This is a genomic window from Pseudomonas marginalis, assembly GCF_024169655.1.
Classification (GTDB): Bacteria; Pseudomonadota; Gammaproteobacteria; order Pseudomonadales; family Pseudomonadaceae; genus Aquipseudomonas; species Aquipseudomonas paraveronii.
This window is the reverse complement of sequence record NZ_JALJWV010000001.1, coordinates 992,988-1,008,191: the sequence shown is the minus strand read 5'-3', so window position 1 is coordinate 1,008,191 and position 15,204 is coordinate 992,988. Positions and strand designations below refer to the sequence as shown.

At 61.7% G+C, this 15,204-nt stretch carries 13 protein-coding genes; 12 read left to right on the top strand and 1 reads right to left on the bottom strand.

Annotated elements, in window-relative coordinates; all coding sequences use genetic code 11:
* Position 1 precedes the first annotated feature (1 nt).
* The 12 genes from algK to J2Y83_RS04420 all read left to right on the top strand — a co-directional run bounded on the left by algK (position 2) and on the right by J2Y83_RS04420 (position 14,285).
* On the top strand, positions 2-1,393 hold the full coding sequence (gene algK, locus J2Y83_RS04480; RefSeq protein WP_247399042.1) for an alginate biosynthesis TPR repeat lipoprotein AlgK: 1,392 nt from the start codon (positions 2-4) through the stop codon (positions 1,391-1,393).
* Complete coding sequence (locus tag J2Y83_RS04475) at positions 1,390-2,877, top strand: alginate export family protein (protein WP_253393477.1); 1,488 nt, start codon at positions 1,390-1,392, stop codon at positions 2,875-2,877. The genes algK and J2Y83_RS04475 overlap by 4 nt, the downstream gene beginning before the upstream one ends.
* The gene (algG, locus tag J2Y83_RS04470; RefSeq protein ID WP_247403369.1) at positions 2,877-4,466 is read left to right on the top strand and encodes a mannuronan 5-epimerase AlgG; all 1,590 of its coding nucleotides are present in this window, start codon (positions 2,877-2,879) and stop codon (positions 4,464-4,466) included. Before J2Y83_RS04475 ends, algG begins: the two co-directional genes overlap by 1 nt.
* A gap of 11 nt (positions 4,467-4,477) precedes the next feature.
* Complete coding sequence (locus J2Y83_RS04465; protein ID WP_253400343.1) at positions 4,478-5,926, top strand: alginate O-acetyltransferase; 1,449 nt, start codon at positions 4,478-4,480, stop codon at positions 5,924-5,926.
* An 8-nt stretch (positions 5,927-5,934) separates the two neighbouring features.
* Complete coding sequence (locus tag J2Y83_RS04460; protein WP_247403366.1) at positions 5,935-7,044, top strand: mannuronate-specific alginate lyase; 1,110 nt, start codon at positions 5,935-5,937, stop codon at positions 7,042-7,044.
* Positions 7,045-7,244: 200 nt separating this feature from the next.
* On the top strand, positions 7,245-8,777 hold the full coding sequence (locus tag J2Y83_RS04455; RefSeq protein WP_247403364.1) for an MBOAT family O-acyltransferase: 1,533 nt from the start codon (positions 7,245-7,247) through the stop codon (positions 8,775-8,777).
* Positions 8,778-8,788: 11 nt separating this feature from the next.
* Positions 8,789-9,973 carry an alginate O-acetyltransferase gene (locus tag J2Y83_RS04450; protein ID WP_253393476.1) on the top strand — a complete coding sequence of 395 codons (1,185 nt, stop codon included), beginning with the start codon at positions 8,789-8,791 and terminating at the stop codon, positions 9,971-9,973.
* Between the two features lie 16 nt (positions 9,974-9,989).
* Positions 9,990-10,643 carry an alginate O-acetyltransferase AlgF gene (locus tag J2Y83_RS04445; protein WP_253393475.1) on the top strand — a complete coding sequence of 218 codons (654 nt, stop codon included), beginning with the start codon at positions 9,990-9,992 and terminating at the stop codon, positions 10,641-10,643.
* Positions 10,644-10,864: 221 nt separating this feature from the next.
* Positions 10,865-12,316 carry a mannose-1-phosphate guanylyltransferase/mannose-6-phosphate isomerase gene (locus tag J2Y83_RS04435; RefSeq protein WP_253393474.1) on the top strand — a complete coding sequence of 484 codons (1,452 nt, stop codon included), beginning with the start codon at positions 10,865-10,867 and terminating at the stop codon, positions 12,314-12,316.
* Positions 12,317-12,591: 275 nt separating this feature from the next.
* Positions 12,592-13,056 (top strand): multidrug transporter, encoded by a 465-nt coding sequence (locus tag J2Y83_RS04430; RefSeq protein WP_253393473.1) that lies wholly within the window; start codon positions 12,592-12,594, stop codon positions 13,054-13,056.
* Positions 13,057-13,070: 14 nt separating this feature from the next.
* Positions 13,071-13,883 (top strand): SDR family oxidoreductase, encoded by an 813-nt coding sequence (locus tag J2Y83_RS04425; RefSeq protein ID WP_253393472.1) that lies wholly within the window; start codon positions 13,071-13,073, stop codon positions 13,881-13,883.
* Entirely contained in the window at positions 13,884-14,285 is a 402-nt protein-coding gene (locus J2Y83_RS04420; protein WP_253393471.1) for a DUF4440 domain-containing protein, read from the top strand.
* A 55-nt stretch (positions 14,286-14,340) separates the two neighbouring features.
* Here the strand turns inward: J2Y83_RS04420 and J2Y83_RS04415 are convergent, their stop codons facing one another.
* Positions 14,341-15,201 (bottom strand): efflux RND transporter periplasmic adaptor subunit, encoded by an 861-nt coding sequence (locus J2Y83_RS04415; RefSeq protein WP_253393470.1) that lies wholly within the window; start codon positions 15,199-15,201, stop codon positions 14,341-14,343.
* Positions 15,202-15,204: the final 3 nt, after the last annotated feature.

Below are 15,204 nucleotides of genomic sequence, written 5' to 3'. Positions count from 1 at the left end.
CATGAGCGCCCTTCGAACCCTACCGGTGCCCCTGGCGCTGGCCATCGCCCTCGCCGGTTGCGCCGGCCTGCCCGACCAACGCCTGGCCAATGAAGCGCTCAAGCGTGGCGATACCGTCACCGCGCAGCAGAATTACCAGCAACTGGCAGACCTGGGTTACAGCGAGGCCCAAGTGGGCCTGGCCGACATCCAGGTAGGCACCCGCGATCCGGCGCAAATCAAACAGGCCGAGGCCACTTACCGTGCCGCGGCGGATATTTCGCCGCGCGCCCAGGCCCGCCTGGGTCGCCTGCTGGTGGCCAAGCCCGGCGCCACCGAAGCCGAACACCATGAAGCCGAAGGCCTGCTGAAAAAAGCCTTCGCCAATGGCGAAGGCAACACCCTGATCCCGCTGGCGATGCTGTACCTGCAATACCCGCACAGCTTCCCCAACGTGAACGCCCAGCAGCAGATCAACCAATGGCAGGCGGCGGGTTACCCGGAAGCCGGTCTGGCCCAAGTGCTGCTCTATCGCACCCAGGACACCTACGACCAGCACCTGGATGACGTTGAGCGCATCTGCAAGGCCGCGCTGAACACCACCGATATCTGCTACGTCGAGCTGGCCACGGTCTACCAGAAAAAAGCCCAGCCGGAAAAACAAGCCGAACTGCTCAAGCAGATGGAAGCCGGCTACAGCCGTGGCACCGTCACCGCGCAGCGTGTCGACAGCGTGGCCCGCGTATTGGGCGACGCTACGCTGGGCACGACCGACGAGAAAACCGCCCAGGCCCTGCTGGAAAAAATCGCCCCCGGCTACCCCGCGTCCTGGGTCAGCCTGGCGCAATTGCTCTACGACTTTCCCGAACTGGGTGACGTCGACCAGATGATGAAGTACCTGGACAACGGTCGCGCCGCCGACCAACCGCGCGCCGAGCTGTTGCTGGGCAAGCTCTACTACGATGGCAAGTGGGTACCGGCAGACGCCAAGGCCGCCGAAGCCCACTTCCAAAAAGCCGTGGGCCGGGAAGTGGCCGCCGATTACTACCTCGGCCAGATCTACCGCCGTGGCTACCTGGGCAAGGTCTACTCGCAAAAGGCCCTGGACCACCTGCTGACCGCTGCGCGCAACGGCCAGAACAGCGCCGACTTCGCCATCGCCCAATTGTTTTCCCAAGGCAAGGGCACCAAGCCCGACCCATTGAACGCCTATGTCTTCAGCCAATTGGCTAAAGCCCAGGACACGCCAGAGGCCAATGACCTGGCCACGCAGCTCGAAGCCCCGCTGACGCCGGAACAACGCGCCGAAGGCCAACGCCTGGTGCAACAGGAACTGGCCGCGCGCGGCACCCTGGCCCAGAGCACGCTGCAACTGCACGCCCTGCAAGAAGAAGACGGCGAGGAAGCCCTATGAAGCTCAATCCATTTGTGCAGGCCGGTATCGGCCTGACCTTCGCCCTGCTGTGGTCGTGCCCGACCCTGGCCGCGCTGACTGAAACCAAGAATTTTGGCATGGACGTTAAAATCACCGGCCAGTCCGAAGACGACCGCGACCTGGGCACCAAACCGGATGGCGACGTCAACGGCATCGGCCTCGACCTGCGCCCGTGGATCTACGGCGAAAGCGGCAACTGGAGCGCCTACGCCATGGGCCAGGCCGTTGCGTCGAGCGACATCATCGAGACCGACACCCTGCAACAGTCGTCGAGTGACGCCACTGAGCAATCGAGCAACGACGACCGCAAGACCAAGAAGAACTACCTGGCCATGCGCGAGTTCTGGGTTGGCTACAGCGGCTTCACGCCCTACCCCGGCGAGCTCCTCAAGCTCGGTCGCCAACGCCTGCACAATGACGACGGCCAATGGCGCGACACCAATATCGAAGCGCTGAACTGGACCTTCGACACCACCCTGCTCAAGGCCAATGTCGGTGCCGCCGAACGTTTCAGCGAATACCGCACCGACCTCAAGGAACTGTCGCCCAAGGACAAGGACCGCCAGCACTTCTACGCCGACGCCGCCTACCAGTGGACGCCGGGCCAGTGGATCGGCCTGCGCGGTCACCACACCCATGACGACGGCAAGCTCGACTACGCCGAACCAGGCGTGGCCACTGACCCGTTGGACAAGCGCGAGAACGGCGACCTGACCTGGCTCGGCATCGAAGCCAACAGCGACGCCTACAACTGGCGCAACACCAACACCGTCAACTACTGGGCCAGCGTCACCGGCATGCAGGGCGACCGCGACACCGTCAACGCGTTGAACGCCGACGGCACCCGCCCCACCGCCGCCAAGCGCAGCGACGACGTGAGCGGTTGGGCCACCGACCTGGGTGTGCGCCTGCGCCTCGACCCGCAGTGGCAAGTGGGTGCGGCCTATTCGCGCGCCAGCGCCGAGTACGAACAGAACGGCCTGCAGAGCAACCGCTCGAACTGGACCGGCACCCAGTCCCGCGTCCACCGTTTCGGCGAAGCGTTTCGCGGCGAGATGAACAACATGCAGTCCATGAGCCTGTTCGCTTCCTGGCAACTGCGCGAGGACTATGACGCCAGCCTGGTGTACCACAAGTTCTGGCGCGTCGACGGCAACAAGCCGGTGGGCAGCAACGGCATCGATGCCGTGCAGAACAACACCGATGACGTAACCGGCGCGATCCTGTCCAGCACTTCCCTGCCCCTTGAAGACGGCAAGAAAGACCTGGGCCAAGAGATGGACCTGGTCGTCACCAAGTACTTCAAGAAAGGCCTGCTGCCGGCCGCGCTCAGCCAGTCGATCGACGAACCGTCGGCGCTGGTGCGCTTTCGTGCCGGCGTGTTCAAACCGGGCGACGCCTATGGCAGCCAGGTCGACTCGTACATGCATCGCGCCTTTGTCGACGTGATCTGGAAGTTCTGATGGGAGCCCGCGCAATGATTGCTCACCCCTTCACAGGCAGATGCTTGCTGGTGACCGCGATGCTGATGGCCAGCGCCACAGCCGTCGCCGATACCGCGCAGCCGGTCAAGGCGCCGACCATCGCCAAAGAACTGCAACAGGCCAAGACCTACACCATTTCCAGCCCGCCGACCGCGCCGCTGGAAATGCCCAAGCCGGCCCTGCCGGACCTGTCGGGCTACACCGCTGCGGCGATGGAAAAAAAGATCGTGCGCAAGAAGCCCGGCAAAATCAGCATCCGCCGCATGATGCAGGAAGATGCGCTCAAGGACTTCATCGGCGGCGACAACAAGATGGCCGAGTGGGTGGTGCGCCAGCACGGCATTCCCCAGGCGATCTTTATCGACGACGGCTACATGAACCTCAAGGACCTGCTGGGCAAAGTGCCCAAGCAGTACCTCAGCGAAACCTCGCCGGGCGTGTTCCTCGCCAAGTTGCCGATCGTGGTCGGGCGCAAGGGCATCCTGGACATCGACAAGCAGACCAAAGAACTGCGCCTGTCCCAGGAAGCCGGTTCGTTCCTGATCAACGACGGCCAACTGTTTGTGCGCGATACCAAGATCACCGGCTGGAAAGAAAAGGCCAACGGCCCGGCGACCTTCCAGTCGCCCAACGAATTCCGCCCATTCCTGCTGGCCTGGGGCGGCACCGAGACCTACATCGCCAACACCAAGATGGCCAGTTTCGGCTACGCCAACAGTAAGTCGTATGGGGTGAGTATTTCCCAATACACGCCGAACATGGCCAAGGTGCTCAAGCGCACTGAACCGACCGGCTGGATCATCGATTCCGAGTTCTCGGACATGTGGTACGGCTTCTACTGCTACGAGACCGAAGGCTTCGTGATCAAGGGCAATACCTACAAAGACAACATTGTCTACGGCATTGACCCCCACGACCGTTCCCACGGCCTGATCATCGCGGACAACACGGTCTACGGCACCAAGAAGAAGCACGGCATCATCATTTCCCGGGAAGTGAACGACAGCTTCATCTTCAACAACCGCAGCTACGACAACAAGCTCTCGGGCCTGGTGATCGACCGTAACAGCGTGAACAACCTGATCGCCGACAACGAGATCTACCGCAACCACACCGACGGCATCACCCTCTATGAGAGCGGCGACAACCTGTTGTGGGGCAACAAAGTGATCGCCAACCGTCGCCACGGCATCCGGATTCGTAACAGCGTCAACATCAAGCTGTACGAAAACACCTCGATGGCCAACGGTCTGACCGGTGTCTACGGCCACATCAAGGACCTGACCGACACCGACCGCGACATCGCCCTTGACCCGTTCGACGCCAAGGTCTCGCTGATCGTGGTCGGCGGTGAACTGGCCGGTAACGGCAGCGGGCCGCTGTCGATCGATTCGCCGTTGAGTATCGAGTTGTACCGCGTGTCGATGCTGGCGCCGACCAAATCCAGCGGCATCAGCTTCAACGGCATTCTTGGCGAGCGCCAGGAAGAAATTCTCGACCTGCTGGTACGCCAGCAGAAAGCCGTGCTGATCGACCCTGTCGAACGCCAGACCGAAATGCAGGACTGAGGATGACCCTTATGCACCCACACATGATCAAACTGCTGAGCCTCTCGGGTCTGACCCTCGGCCTGCTTGCGGCCAGCCAGGGCGTGCGCGCCGACGAAATCAAGGCGCCGACCTTCAGCGCCGAACCGTGCTGCAGCCTGTGCCCGGCGGCGCATGACGCGAAGAACTACACCACGCGCTATCAGCAGAACTTCACCACCCTGGTACAAGCCCAGGGCGACTGGCTGTTCCGTACCCAGGAAGACCTGCGCACCGAATTCGACACCAGCCCCGCCGGCTACAAACGCATGCAACAACTGCACGATGCGTTCAAGGCCAAGGGCGTGGAACTGGTGGTGGTCTACCAGCCGACCCGTGGCCTGGTGAACCGCAACAAGCTCAACCCCGAGGAAAAAGCCAAGTTCGATTTCGACAAGGCCCTGGGCAACTACAAAACCATGCTCGGCCGTTTCGCCAAGATGGGCTACGTGGTGCCGGACCTGTCGCCGTTGACCAACGAGCAGCTCCCGGATGAATTGCCGGCCCACGACTTCTACTTCCGCGGCGACCAGCACTGGACCCCTTACGGCGCCCAGCGCACCGCGAAAATCGTCGGCGCCAAAGTGCGTGCGATGCCCGAGTTCGCCGAGATTCCCAAGCGCGAATTCGAAACCAAGCGCTCCGGGCGCATGGGCAAGACCGGCACCCTGCACAACATGGCCGGGCAACTCTGCGGCACCAGCTACGCGATCCAGTACATGGACCAGTTCACCACCGAGCCCAAGGGCGAAGCGGGCGACGGCGACCTGTTCGGCGATTCGGGCAACCCGCAGATCACCCTGGTCGGCACCAGCCACAGCGGCAAGAACTACAACTTCGCCGGCTTCCTTGAACAGGAAATCGGTGCCGACATCCTCAACGTCGCCTTCCCCGGCGGTGGCCTGGAAGGCTCGATGATCCAGTACCTGGGCAGCGACGAATTCCAGAAGAGTCCGCCGAAGATCCTGATCTGGGAATTCTCGCCGCTGTACCGCCTCGACCAGGAAACCATCTACCGCCAGATGATGTCGCTGCTGGACAACGGCTGCGAAGGCAAGACCGCGCAGATGAGCGCCAGCGCCACCTTGAAACCCGGCAAGAACGAATTGCTGGTCAACAGTGCGAACAAAGACCTGCGCAACGTCAACCATCAGGTCGATATCCGCTTCGCCGATCCCTCGGTGAAAACCTTGCAAGCCACCCTCTGGTACATGAACGGGCGCCACGAGGACATCAAGATCGAGAAACCCGAAACATCCGATACAGACGGGCGTTTCGCCTTTGAACTGCGCACCGATGAAGACTGGGCCTCGCAGAACTTGCTGGCCGTGGAAGTGCAGGGCCCCGAAGCGGGTGCTGCCGCGCAAAAAGTCGAAGCGAAAATTTGCACACGCAACGTATTCCCCGCAGGTGGTCAACAGACTGCCTCTGCCGGGCAATGAGGTTACCTATGCAGAAGTTATTGATCCCTACCTTACTGGGCCTGGCGATGTTTGCCGGCTCCGTGAATGCCGCCGCGCCGTTGCGTCCGCCCCAGGGCTACTTCGCGCCGATCGAGGCGTTCAAGACCGGCGACTTCAAGGACGGCTGCGACGCCATGCCGACGCCCTACACCGGCTCGCTGCAGTTTCGCAGCAAGTACGAAGGTTCGGACAAGGCGCGCTCGACGCTGAACGTGCAGTCGGAAAAAGCCTTCCGCGACAGCACCGCCGACATCACCACGCTGGAAAAAGACACCAGCAAGCGCGTGATGCAGTTCATGCGCGACGGGCGCCCGGAACAGTTGGAATGCACGCTCAATTGGCTGACCAGCTGGGCCAAGGCGGATGCGTTGATGTCCAAGGACTTCAACCACACCGGCAAGTCCATGCGCAAATGGGCGCTGGGCAGCATGGCCTCGGCCTATGTACGCCTGAAGTTTTCCGACTCGCACCCGCTGGCCAACCACCAGCAGGAGTCGCAGCTGATCGAAGCCTGGTTCAGCAGAATGGCCGATCAGGTGGTAAGCGACTGGGACAACCTGCCGCTGGAAAAAACCAACAACCACTCCTACTGGGCTGCCTGGTCGGTGATGGCGACATCCATCGCCACCAACCGTCGCGACCTGTTTGATTGGTCGGTGAAGGAATACAAGGTCGGCGTCAACCAGATCGACGACCAAGGTTTCCTGCCGAACGAATTGAAGCGTCAGCAGCGCGCGCTGTCGTACCACAACTACGCCCTGCCACCGCTGTCGATGATCGCCAGTTTTGCCCTGGTCAACGGGGTGGACCTGCGCCAGGAAAACAACGGCGCGCTCAAACGCCTGGGCGACAAGGTGCTGGCCGGGGTCAAAGACCCGCAGATCTTCGAGCAGAAGAACGGCAAAGAGCAGGACATGAAGGACCTCAAGGAAGACATGAAATTTGCCTGGCTTGAGCCGTTCTGCAGCCTCTACACCTGCGCGCCGGATGTGCTCGAGCGCAAACATGGGATGCAGCCGTTCAAGACCTTCCGCCTCGGGGGTGACCTGACCAAGGTCTACGACCCGACGCACGAAAAAGGCAACAAAAGCAACTGACGAAACGCGGTCAAAAAATAAATGTGGGAGGGGGCTTGCCCCCGATGGCGGTGTACCAGTCGCCATCTGTGTTGAATGACACACCGCTATCGGGGGCAAGCCCCCTCCCACATTTGAGCAATACAACCTCCCCCCGGATTCGTGGGGGGGTTTGGGGGGGCTGCGGCCCTTGACTGTTGGTTAAACGTGGAGAGATCGGGATGGTTTTCTCGTCCAATGTGTTCCTGTTTCTGTTCTTGCCGATCTTTCTCGGCTTGTACTACTTGAGCGGGCAACGCTATCGCAACCTGCTGCTGCTGCTGGCCAGCTACGTGTTCTACGCCTGGTGGCGAGTGGACTTCCTGGCGCTGTTCGCCGCCGTCACGCTGTGGAACTACTGGATCGGCCTCAAGGTCGGCGCGGCCGGCGTGCGCACCAAGCCGGCCCAACGCTGGCTGCTGCTGGGCGTGGTGCTCGACCTGTGCATCCTCGGCTACTTCAAGTACGCCAACTTCGGCGTCGACAGCATCAACGTGATGATGAAGTCAGCGGGCCTGGAGCCGTTCATCCTCACCCACGTGCTGTTGCCGATCGGGATCTCGTTCTACATCTTCGAGTCCATCAGCTACATCATCGACGTGTATCGCGGCGACACCCCGGCCACGCGCAACCTCATCGACTTTGCGGCGTTCGTGGCGATCTTCCCGCACTTGATCGCCGGCCCCGTCCTGCGTTTTCGCGACCTGGCCGACCAGTTCAACAACCGCACCCACACCCTCGACAAGTTCTCCGAGGGCTGTACGCGGTTCATGCAGGGCTTCATCAAAAAGGTCTTCATCGCCGACACCCTGGCGGTGGTGGCTGACCATTGTTTCGCCCTGCAAAACCCCACCACCGGCGATGCCTGGCTCGGTGCGCTGGCTTACACCGCGCAGTTGTACTTCGACTTCTCCGGCTACAGCGACATGGCCATCGGCCTGGGCTTGATGATGGGTTTCCGCTTCATGGAAAACTTCAAGCAGCCGTACATCAGCCAGTCGATCACCGAGTTCTGGCGGCGCTGGCACATCAGCCTGTCGACCTGGCTGCGTGACTACCTCTACATCACCCTGGGCGGCAACCGTAAAGGCACGCTGACCACCTACCGCAACCTGTTCCTGACCATGCTGCTCGGTGGCCTGTGGCACGGTGCGAACATCACTTACATCGTGTGGGGCGCCTGGCACGGCATGTGGCTGGCGATCGAGAAAGCCATCGGCCTCAACACCTCGCCGCGCAGCTTCAACCCGGTGCGCTGGGCCTTCACCTTCCTGCTGGTGGTGATGGGCTGGGTGATCTTCCGCTCCGAAAACCTGCACGTCGCCGGCCGTATGTACGGCGCGATGTTCAGCTTTGGCGAGTGGTCGCTGTCGGAACTCAACCGCGCCAACCTCACCGGCCTGCAAGTGGCAACCCTGGTGGTGGCCTACGCAACCCTGGCGTTCTTTGGCCTGCGCGACTTCTACCGCAACCGCCCTGCCGAGAAAACCAAGCCGGCCGACCCAAGCCTGATCAAGGCAGTGCCTGGCGACGACCCCGGCAGCATCCACCAGCCAGGTTTCACCGTCGGTAAAGACGCCGCCGTACAACCGGCCTACTGGACCGCTGACTGGCCACGCTACGCCATGCGCGCGGCGGTGCTGCTGCTGTTCGTGGCGTCGATTCTCAAACTGTCGGCGCAGAGTTTTTCGCCGTTCCTTTACTTCCAATTCTGAGGGAGCCGACCATGACCCGTTCATTTCGCGTCCTCTATATCGGCCTGTTCCTGGTGGTGCTGCTCGCCCTGGGCGCCTGGTCGATGCGCAGTTTCTTCGGCTTCAGCACCAATGCCGACGCCACCGTGCTCAATGGTCGCTGGAGCAAAGCCGTCGAGACCCACTACGACGACCAATTCCCGATCAAGCGCATCGGCACCAACCTCTGGGCGGCGCTGGACTACAAGCTATTCAATGAAGGCCGCCCTGGCGTGGTGCTGGGTCGCGATCACTGGTTGTACAGCGACGAGGAGTTCAACCCCGCCGTCAACGAAGACCAGAACCTGGAGGGCAACTACGCCCTGGTCGAAGGCGTGCGCCAGCAGCTCAAGGCCCAAGGCATTCAACTGGTGATGGCGATCATTCCGGCCAAGGTACGCCTGTACCCGGAACACCTCGGTGAGGTGAAACCGGCGAGCATCCACGCCAACCTGTACCAGGACTTCCACACCCGTGTCGCCGCCGACAAGATCCTCGCCCCCGACCTGCTTGGCCCGCTGCAACAGGCCAAGCTCGGCGGCCAGCAAGTGTTCCTGCGCACCGACACCCACTGGACCCCGGACGGTGCCGAAATCGCCGCCAAGCAACTGGCCAAGGCGATTGCCGCCAAGACCCCGCTGAGCGGCGAGCCGCAGCGCTTTGTCACCGAGGCCGAGACAACCGCCCCGCACAGTGGCGACCTGCGTCTGTTCCTGCCCCTGGACCCGCTGTTCGAAAACCTGATGCCGCCCAAGGAGCCGCTGGAAAAACGCGTCACACGCCTGGCCGACACCAAAGGCGACGACGCACTGTTCAGCGACAGCGAAACCCCGGTGGCACTGGTCGGCACCAGCTACAGCGCCAACCCCAACTGGAACTTCGTCGGCGCGCTCAAGCAAGCCCTGGGCAGCGATGTCATCAACTATTCCGAAGACGGCCACGGCCCGATCCTGCCGATGCTCAGCTACCTCAAAAGCGAAGACTTCAAGAACAGCCCGCCGCAGGTGCTGATCTGGGAGTTTCCTGAACGTTATCTGCCCGTGAACAACGAAATCGGCGATGCCGACCCACAGTGGGTTGCGCAACTTAAACAAGCCGGTACGCGCCAACAGAACATGGCACTGAACACCCCAGCTAAACACCCAAAATCCGAGACGCCCGACCGGGCGCAAAACTGAAAGAGAGGTAACTCACATGACTTTCACTACTACTCCGCGTCGTCTCGCCAAGACTCTGGCCCTGGCTGCCGGCATGAGCCTGGTATCGATGTCTGCCTTCGCCGGCGACGCGGCCTTGTACGGCCCAGTCGCACCGAAAGGCTCCAGCTTCGTGCGGGTCTACAACGCTTCCAACCAGGAAGTCAGCGCCACCGTCGGCAGCACCAACCTGAGCGAAGTGGCCCCGCTGGCCAGCAGCGACTTCAGCTTTATGCCCGGCGGCGACTACAGCGCCAAGGTCGGCAGCCAGTCCGTGTCAGTGAAACTTGCCGCCGACCACTACTACACCCTGGTCAACAACAGCAGCGGTCAGCCCCAACTGATCGAAGAGCCGCCGTTCAAGAACAAACAGAAATCCCTGGTGCGCGTGCAGAACCTCAGCGACAGGGCCCTGACCCTGAAAACCGCCGACGGCAAGACCGACGTGGTCAAGGCCGTGGCCGCCAAAAGCCGTGGCGAACGTGAAATCAACCCGGTGAAAGTCAGCCTGGCGCTGTACGACGGCGACAAGAAAGTCGGCGACGTGAAGCCGGTAGCCCTGGAGCGCGGTGAAGCAGCGGTGCTGTACGTCACCGGTTCCGGCAGCAGCCTGTCGCCAGTGTGGGTCAAGCGCCCCGTGTCGACCCGCTAAACATTTCTCGGACTGACAGCAACCCACTGTAGGAGCGAGCTTGCTCGCGAAGAACGCCCAGACACCGCGTACATCCAGAATGCCCGCGTCATCATTGGCGATTTTCGCGAGCAAGCTCGCTCCTACAGAGGACAGAGGCGTCAGTCCGGCCCGAGACAAAAACAAGAGTGAAACGACAAACCTTCGTAGCTCTGACCCAAATCGATTCAAGGAGAAACAGCATGATCCCAGTAATCCTTTCCGGTGGTAGCGGCTCACGTCTTTGGCCGCTTTCCCGTAAACAGTTTCCTAAACAGTTCCTGGCCCTGACCGGCGAACACACGCTGTTCCAGCAAACCCTGGAGCGCCTGGTATTCGATGGCATGGAAACCCCCATCGTGGTCTGCAACAAAGACCATCGTTTCATCGTCAACGAGCAACTGAGCGTGCGCAAGCTGGAAACCCAGCGCATCCTGATGGAGCCCTTCGGCCGCAACACCGCGCCGGCCGTGGCGCTGACCGCGATGATGCTGGTCAATGAAGGCCGCGACGAGCTGATGCTGGTGCTACCCGCCGACCACGTGATCGACGACCAGAAAGCCCTGCAACGCGCCCTGGCCCTGGCCACCGTGGCCGCCGAGCGCGGCGAGATGGTGCTGTTCGGCGTACCGGCGACCCGTCCGGAAACCGGTTATGGCTATATCAAATCCACCAACGACTCGCTGTTGCCCGAAGGCGTGAGCCGCGTGCAACAGTTCGTGGAAAAACCCGATGAAAAACGCGCCGTCGAGTTCGTCAAAAGCGGCGGTTACTTCTGGAACAGCGGCATGTTCCTGTTCCGCGCCAGCCGCTTCCTTGAAGAGCTGAAAAAGCACGATCCGGACATCTACGACACCTGCGTACTGACCCTCGAACGCAGCAAGCAAGACGCCGACACCGTGACCTTCGACGAAGCCACCTTCGCCTGCTGCCCGGACAATTCCATCGACTACGCCGTGATGGAAAAAACCCAACGCGCCTGCGTGGTGCCGCTGAGCGCGGGCTGGAGCGACGTGGGTTGCTGGGCGTCGCTGTGGGCGGTCAACGATAAAGACATCAACGGCAACGTCACCAAGGGCGACGTGGTGATCCAGGACAGCAAGAACTGCATGATCCACGGCAACGGCAAGCTGGTGTCGGTGATCGGCCTGGAAAACATCGTGGTGGTGGAAACCAAGGACGCGATGATGATTGCCCACAAGGACAAGGTCCAGGGCGTCAAGCAGATGGTCGCCACCCTCAACGAACAGGGCCGCAGCGAAACCCAGAACCACTGCGAAGTCTACCGTCCGTGGGGCTCCTACGACTCGGTCGACATGGGCGGGCGTTTCCAGGTCAAGCACATCTCGGTCAAGCCGGGCGCGTGCCTGTCGCTGCAAATGCACCACCACCGCGCCGAACACTGGATCGTGGTCAGCGGCACCGCCGAAGTCACCTGTGACGAGAACGTGTTCCTGCTCTGCGAGAACCAGTCCACCTACATCCCGATCGCCTCGGTACACCGCCTGCGCAACCCGGGCAAGATCCCGCTGGAGATCATTGAAGTGCAATCGGGCAGCTATTTGGGTGAGGACGATATCGAGCGGTTTGAAGATATCTACGGTCGTTCGACCCCGATTGAGCGTGGTGTGTCGGTGAAAACGATCGCGCAGTAAAACAGTCGTAAAAGAAGCCCTCGCCCAGGTCATTGCGTCCCCTATCCGCAGTGGCTTGGGTGGGGGCTTTTTGTTTGGGATTTGCGGTGATGCTGAGGGCCTCATCGGGGGCAAGCCCCCTCCCACATTTGGACCGAGTACATCATTTGGAATGCGGTCGAATGTGGGAGGGGGCTTGCCCCCGATAGCGTCAGCCCAGCCACCCCACACCTCAAGGTAGCCAATCCCACCTACGCTTAAGTTAGGATGCTCGTTCCCTACTCGAGGTGGTCTCCATGTTTTTCGGCGTTCTACTGATCATCACCTGGCTGGTCCTGTTGCTGCGCTACCCAGCCAAGGCGCTGCCGGTGTCGCTGGCCGCTGCAGTCGGCCTGGGCCTGGTCGCGGTGTGGGTGGTGTGGCTGGACAATCGCGAAGCCTCCCAGTTGGCGCGCCTGGAATTGCGCATCGTCTACGCCCCGCAGGACTGCCCCGCCGACCGCCCACTGAAACTGACCCTGAACAACGGCAACGACGTACCGCTGACCGAACTGCGCTGGCGCGTCGCCGCCTATGCGCCGGGCGATACGGTCAACCTGGCCGACAACGTCTATGCTGCCCCACGCTATCGCGGCCCCGGCGAGTTGCAGGCCGGCGCCACCTGGGACGACTGCCTGCCCACCCCACCGCTGCGCCCTGGCTACCGCCCGCAAACCCTGGAATTTCGCGCCGAGCATGTGCAAGGCAGCTTCTCGGACTGACAAAGGACCGATCCATGCCCAACGTACTCATCACCGGTTGCTCCAGCGGCATCGGCCGCGCCTTGGCCGAGGCCTTCAAATCCGCCGGCTTCGACGTGTGGGCCAGCGCCCGCCAAGCGGAAGACGTCGCCCACTTGTCCGCCGCCGGCTTCAACGCGGTGCAACTGGACGTCAACGACAGCGCCGCCTTGCAACACCTGGCCGAGCAGTGGGGCGAACTGGATGTGCTGATCAACAACGCCGGCTACGGCGCCATGGGCCCGTTGCTCGACGGCGGCACCGAGGCGATACAGCGCCAGTTCGAGACCAACGTATTTTCCATCGTCGGCGTGACCCAGGCGCTGTTCCCCGCACTGCGTCGCGGTAAAGGCCTGGTGGTGAATATCGGCAGCGTTTCCGGGGTGCTGGTCACGCCGTTCGCCGGCGCCTACTGCGCCTCCAAAGCCGCCGTGCATGCCTTGAGCGATGCCCTGCGCATGGAGCTGGCGCCGTTTGGCGTGCGGGTGATGGAAGTGCAACCGGGCGCTATCGATACCAGCTTTGCAAAAAACGCCGGGGCCCAGGCTGAGCTGTTGATCAACGAACAATCGCCGTGGTGGCCGTTGCGCGATGGTATTCGCGCGCGCGCCCAGGCCTCCCAGGACAACCCGACACCGGCCAGCCAATTTGCCAACCACGTCCTCAAAGCCGTGCAACAAGCAACACCGCCGCGGTTATTACGCGCGGGCAATGGCAGTCGAGCGCTGCCGTTGATGGCGGCGTTACTGCCCAAAGGATTATTGGAAAAAGTGTTGAAGCGACGCTTTGGTTTGAATAGGAGTTTGTAAATGATCGACTACAGCGACTTTTTCGAAGAAGTGATCCAGACCCACGTCGAGATCGAACAATGGTTTGCCGGGGTTGCGCCCGAGGGCACCTTGCACAATTTACTGGCGCGCTTCTCACCCGAGTTCAGCATGATCGCCCCCGCCACCGGCACCCGGGTCAATGCGGCCGGGGTCAATGCCCTGTTCACTCGCCTGGGCGGCATGCGCCCGGGGTTGAAAATCACCTTGAGTGAAATGACCGGGATTGACCGCCATGCGCGGGGCGCCACGGTGACGTACCGCGAACACCAGATCGATGACAGCGGCAAGCGGACTGATCGCCGTGCCACCGTGGTGTTCGAGAAGCAGGCCAGCGGCGCACTGCTGTGGCGCCATCTGCATGAGACATTTGTCAACGCTTGACGCGGTCAACTGTGGGAGGGGCGGTGCGACGATTCGACTTGCCCCCTCCCACCTTTTAGTTTGGCGTTTGGTTGACGATCACCGTGCAGGTGATGCCGGCCGCCAACAACACGCCTTCCGGCACTTCATCGATATGAATCCGTACCGGCACCCGTTGCGCCAGGCGCACCCAGTTGAAGGTCGGGTTCACATCCGCGATCAGCTCGCGGCTCTCCGGGTTGTCGCGGTCGTAGATGCCGCGGGAGATGCTTTCCACATGGCCCTTGAGGGTTTCGCCGCTCATCAACTGCATATCGGCCTTATCACCGACTTTGACGTGGGGCAGTTTGGTTTCTTCGAAGAAGCCGTAGACCCAGAACGAGTTCATATCGACCACGGCCATCTTGGCTTCGCCGATGCGCGCGTAGTCACCGCGATGCACATTGAGGTTGGTGACGTAGCCGTCGACGGCCGCCAGCACTTGCGTGCGTTTCAAGTTCAGTTCGGCGGCTTCCAGTTGTGCCTGGGCGTGCTGGTAGTCGGCCAGGGCCGAGTCGGCGATGTTGCCGGCGTCGTCGCGGTTTTCCTTGGAGATCACCAGCGCATCGAGGTCGGCGCGGCGGTGGGCGTTGTCCTTGCGCATTTCCCAGGTGGCTTTGCGCGATGCGACAAGGGCTTGTGCCTGTTTGACGGCGAGGCGGTAGTGCTCGGGGTCGATTTGCATCAGCAGGTCGCCCTTTTTCACCAACTGGTTGTCACGCACCGGCACATCGACCACTTCGCCGGTGACGTCGGCGGCGACGTTGATGATGTCGGCGCGCACGCGGCCGTCGCGGGTCCAGGGCGTTTCCATGTAATGCACCCACAGCGTGCGGCCAATCCAGATCGCCAGAGCCAGAACCAGCAAGGTCGCGAGCAGGCTGAAAAACTTTTTCATCGG

What these genes read in the sequence shown, in the direction of transcription:
- algK (WP_247399042.1), top strand. Translation starts at nt 2, where the DNA reads ATGAGCGCCCTTCGAACCCTACCGGTGCCCCTGGCGCTGGCCATCGCC.
- J2Y83_RS04475 (WP_253393477.1), top strand. Translation starts at nt 1,390, where the DNA reads ATGAAGCTCAATCCATTTGTGCAGGCCGGTATCGGCCTGACCTTCGCC.
- algG (WP_247403369.1), top strand. Translation starts at nt 2,877, where the DNA reads ATGGGAGCCCGCGCAATGATTGCTCACCCCTTCACAGGCAGATGCTTG.
- J2Y83_RS04465 (WP_253400343.1), top strand. Translation starts at nt 4,478, where the DNA reads ATGCACCCACACATGATCAAACTGCTGAGCCTCTCGGGTCTGACCCTC.
- J2Y83_RS04460 (WP_247403366.1), top strand. Translation starts at nt 5,935, where the DNA reads ATGCAGAAGTTATTGATCCCTACCTTACTGGGCCTGGCGATGTTTGCC.
- J2Y83_RS04455 (WP_247403364.1), top strand. Translation starts at nt 7,245, where the DNA reads ATGGTTTTCTCGTCCAATGTGTTCCTGTTTCTGTTCTTGCCGATCTTT.
- J2Y83_RS04450 (WP_253393476.1), top strand. Translation starts at nt 8,789, where the DNA reads ATGACCCGTTCATTTCGCGTCCTCTATATCGGCCTGTTCCTGGTGGTG.
- J2Y83_RS04445 (WP_253393475.1), top strand. Translation starts at nt 9,990, where the DNA reads ATGACTTTCACTACTACTCCGCGTCGTCTCGCCAAGACTCTGGCCCTG.
- J2Y83_RS04435 (WP_253393474.1), top strand. Translation starts at nt 10,865, where the DNA reads ATGATCCCAGTAATCCTTTCCGGTGGTAGCGGCTCACGTCTTTGGCCG.
- J2Y83_RS04430 (WP_253393473.1), top strand. Translation starts at nt 12,592, where the DNA reads ATGTTTTTCGGCGTTCTACTGATCATCACCTGGCTGGTCCTGTTGCTG.
- J2Y83_RS04425 (WP_253393472.1), top strand. Translation starts at nt 13,071, where the DNA reads ATGCCCAACGTACTCATCACCGGTTGCTCCAGCGGCATCGGCCGCGCC.
- J2Y83_RS04420 (WP_253393471.1), top strand. Translation starts at nt 13,884, where the DNA reads ATGATCGACTACAGCGACTTTTTCGAAGAAGTGATCCAGACCCACGTC.
- J2Y83_RS04415 (WP_253393470.1), bottom strand. Translation starts at nt 15,201, where the DNA reads ATGAAAAAGTTTTTCAGCCTGCTCGCGACCTTGCTGGTTCTGGCTCTG.